This is a genomic window from Mycobacterium sp. TH-M82, from assembly GCF_057473605.1.
The window spans coordinates 1-3,420 of sequence record NZ_JBYCKY010000337.1 but is presented as its reverse complement, the minus strand read 5'-3'; the positions used below and the strand labels follow the sequence as shown (position 1 = coordinate 3,420).

Here is a 3,420-nt window from a genome sequence, read left to right as displayed (position 1 = left end):
AGGCGCACAACGCGCAGAACCGCACCCTGTTGGTGCAGCTCGACGAGGCGTTCTGCCGGGCCGAGGCCGACGACACTGTTCGGGTGGTGATCCTGGCGGCGCGCGGAAAGAACTTCTCCGCCGGCCACGACCTGGGATCGGAGGCGGCGCTGGCCGAACGCCAACCCGGCCCGGCGCAGCACCCGACGTTTCGTTCCCACGGCGCCACGCGAGGATCGGTCGCGGAGAAGACCTACCTGCAGGAGTGGCACTTTTACTTCTCTAATACCTGCCGCTGGCGGGAGCTGCGCAAGATCACGATCGCCCAGGTGCAGGGCAACGCCATCTCGGCTGGCCTGATGCTGATCTGGGCCTGCGATTTGATCGTGGCCGCCGACAACGCGAAATTTTCCGACGTGGTCGGTGTGCGGTTGGGCATGCCGGGAGTGGAATATTATGCTCACCCTTGGGAATTCGGCCCGCGCAAAGCCAAAGAGCTGCTGCTGACCGGTGATTCCATCGACGCGGACGAGGCATACCGGCTGGGCATGGTGTCCAAGGTGTTCCCGCGCGACGAGTTGGCAGACAAAACCCTGGAGTTCGCCCGGCGCATCGCAGAGCGTCCCACGATGGCCGCGCTGCTGATCAAGGATTCGGTGAATGCCGCCGCCGACGCGATGGGCTTCGCCGAGGCGCTGCGGCACGGCTTCCACGTCCATCAGCTGGGCCATGCGCATTGGGCGAGCCATAACGAGAACAAGTACCCGGTGGCGCTGCCGCCCGAGGTCGAGGACTGGCGTACGGGGAAACCGACGCGATTGGCCGGCCGCGACACGCCGTAGCCGACCTGGGGCACGACGGGAAACGACATGAAGCGCCTTGATGACCGCAGGATCCTGGTGACCGGCGCCGCGTCCGGGATCGGGCAGGCCACCGCGCTGCGACTGCTGGCTGAGGGTGCCGTGGTGGTCGCCGCGGACGTCGACGCGGCGGGCTTGGCCGAGACCCGGGCACAGGCGTCGGCGGCTGGTTCGGCCGATCGGCTGACCACGTTGGAGATCGACGTCGGCGACGAGCAGTCGGTCGTCGACGGGGTCCGGTCGGCTGTCGAAACACTGGGGGGTCTGGACTCTCTGGTCAACGCCGCCGGCGTGCTGCGCGCGGCGCACACCCACGAGATGAGCCTGCAGCTGTGGAACCGGATCGTCGGCGTCAACCTCACCGGCACCTTCCTGATGGTCCGGGAGGCACTGCCGGCGCTGCTGGCTAACGCCAGCAGCGCGATCGTGAACTTCAGCTCGACCTCGGCGGCGTTCGCGCACCCCTACATGGCTGCCTACGCCGCCAGCAAGGGCGGGATCCAGTCCTTCACCCATGCGCTGGCGCTGGAGTACGGCAAGCAGGGTTTACGGGCGGTGTCGGTGGCGCCGGGCAGCATCAAGTCCGGGATCACCGACGCCACCGCCGGCTACCTGCCGCCCGACTCCGACTGGTCGCTGCTGGCCAAGCTGTCTCCGGTCCTGCCCACCACGCTGACATCCAGCGGCGCCCCGATGGCCGACCCCGCGGTGGTCGCCGGCGTCGTCGCGATGCTGGTCTCCGAGGACGGCGCGTTCATCACCGGAACCGAGGTCCGCGTCGACGGCGGCACGCACGCGTGACCGGCGAGTTGGCGTCGAGGCGGCACCAGTGCGGGCGGCGTCCGACCCCGACACCGTGATGCGTCGAGATCGACGTTAGCGTGTCGGGTACCCGACGTTTTTCGCGCTAACGCCGATCTCGGCGAATTGGGGAGCCATATGCCGTCAGAGCTGAGCTACGAAGGGACCCTCCGCGAGGTCACCACCGAGCCGGGGGTGCTGCGTTACCACGATGCTGGTGACGGTCCGCCGTTGCTGATGCTGCACGGTTCCGGGGCCGGTGTGACGGGGTGGCGCAATTTCCGCGGTGTGCTGCCCACCTTCGCCCAGCATTTCCGTTGCCTGATCCTGGAATTCCCCGGTTTCGGGGTCAGCGACGACTTCGGGGGTCACCCGATGCTGACCGCGTTCGACGCGCTGTCCCGGTTCGTCGACGCGCTGCAACTGGACACCGTCGACATCGTCGGCAACTCGATGGGCGGTGGTGTCGGGGTCAACTACGCCATCGGCCAGCCGGAGAAAGTCCGTCGATTGGTGACCATCGGCGGTATCGGCACGAATCTGTTGAGTCCGGAGCCGACGGAGGGCATCCGGCTGCTGCAGGAGTTCACCGAGAACCCCACCCGCGACCGGTTGATCCAGTGGCTGCACTCGATGGTGTACGACCCCGCGGTGGTGACCGAGGAGCTCATCGAGGAGCGCTGGCAGTTGGCCACCGATCCGCCGAGCCTGGCCAGCGCACGGCGGATGTACGGCAAAGATGCCTTCGCTGCGATGGTCGCGGCGATGCGGTCCGCCAAGCGGCCGCCGCCCTGGGCGATGCTGCACCGGGTCGCGGCGCCGACGTTGATCACCTGGGGCCGTGACGACCGGGTGAGCCCGCTGGACATGGCACTGATCCCGATGCGCACGATTCCGAAGGCCGAGTTTCACGTGTTCCCTAACTGCGGGCACTGGACGATGGTCGAGGCGAAGGACGCCTTCGAAAGCGTGGTGTTGGGCTTTCTGCTACGCGACTGAGCCACCGATCATCTCGGTTCAACGACTCAGCAGGTGGGCTTCTGATCGTGGCGTGGAGGCGTCGCTATTGAGGAGGCGGCGATGGCAGCAAGCAGGCGGAAGTTCGATGAGGACTTCAAGGCCCGGCAGCTGCCCGGGGCAACAGCAAACAACTTCACCACAAGCGCCGCCAGATCTGGCGGGCCGCCCGCGCGCTGCCCGATCAACGGATCGCCAGGACGTTCAAGGGGGCACGCTGGGCGTTGCTGAAAAACCCCGCCGATCTCACCGACACCCAAGCCCAAACCCCGCAGCAGTGGAATGCTTTGGCGCGCCTACCAACTCAAGGAGGCGCTACGGGAGATATTCGCCGGCGACCTGGATGCTGGTACTGCTGGCGAGCTACTCGACCGCTGGTGCGCCGCGCGCCTATGGCTTCCACAGCGCCTAGGCCGCGCTGGCACTTGTTCTCCTGGCCTGCGGACCGGTCACCCTAGAACTCCCATACCACACCCAGGGTCATCCACATTCACGTCAGTAGAGCCCGATTTTACCCCGTTCCTGATCCGCCGTCGGCGCCGGCGGCGGTCACGGTGACGGTGACGGTACTTGCATTGGGGTTCGAAGCGACGACCAGTTCGGGGGCGTTGGCTGCCGAGACGACGTGGCCGCCGGTGACACTCACCTGGTAGCCGTGCGGGAACTGTACGGCCGGCACCGCGATGTCGGTGTGTGAGCCGGCCGGGAAGCTGCCGTCGCCGTCGGCTTTGTCGGTGGTGTAGCTGAACTGGAAGGTGCCGTG

Annotated in this window: 3 protein-coding genes and 1 pseudogene; 3 read left to right on the top strand and 1 reads right to left on the bottom strand. The window is 66.9% G+C overall.

Features of this window, described 5'->3' with window-relative positions; translation table 11 throughout:
* The 3 genes from AC2VON_RS10500 to AC2VON_RS10490 all read left to right on the top strand — a co-directional run.
* Window positions 1-821 (top strand): enoyl-CoA hydratase (locus AC2VON_RS10500; RefSeq protein ID WP_486952900.1); only part of this gene is annotated, 821 nt, incomplete at its 5' end.
* A gap of 27 nt (window positions 822-848) precedes the next feature.
* On the top strand, window positions 849-1,640 hold the full coding sequence (locus AC2VON_RS10495; protein ID WP_486952899.1) for an SDR family NAD(P)-dependent oxidoreductase: 792 nt from the start codon (window positions 849-851) through the stop codon (window positions 1,638-1,640).
* A gap of 138 nt (window positions 1,641-1,778) precedes the next feature.
* Window positions 1,779-2,639, top strand: a complete 861-nt coding sequence (locus tag AC2VON_RS10490; protein ID WP_486952898.1) for an alpha/beta fold hydrolase — start codon at window positions 1,779-1,781, stop codon at window positions 2,637-2,639.
* Window positions 2,640-3,168: 529 nt separating this feature from the next.
* Here the strand turns inward: AC2VON_RS10490 and AC2VON_RS10485 are convergent.
* Window positions 3,169-3,420, bottom strand: a pseudogene (locus AC2VON_RS10485) (cellulase family glycosylhydrolase); the annotation flags it as partial.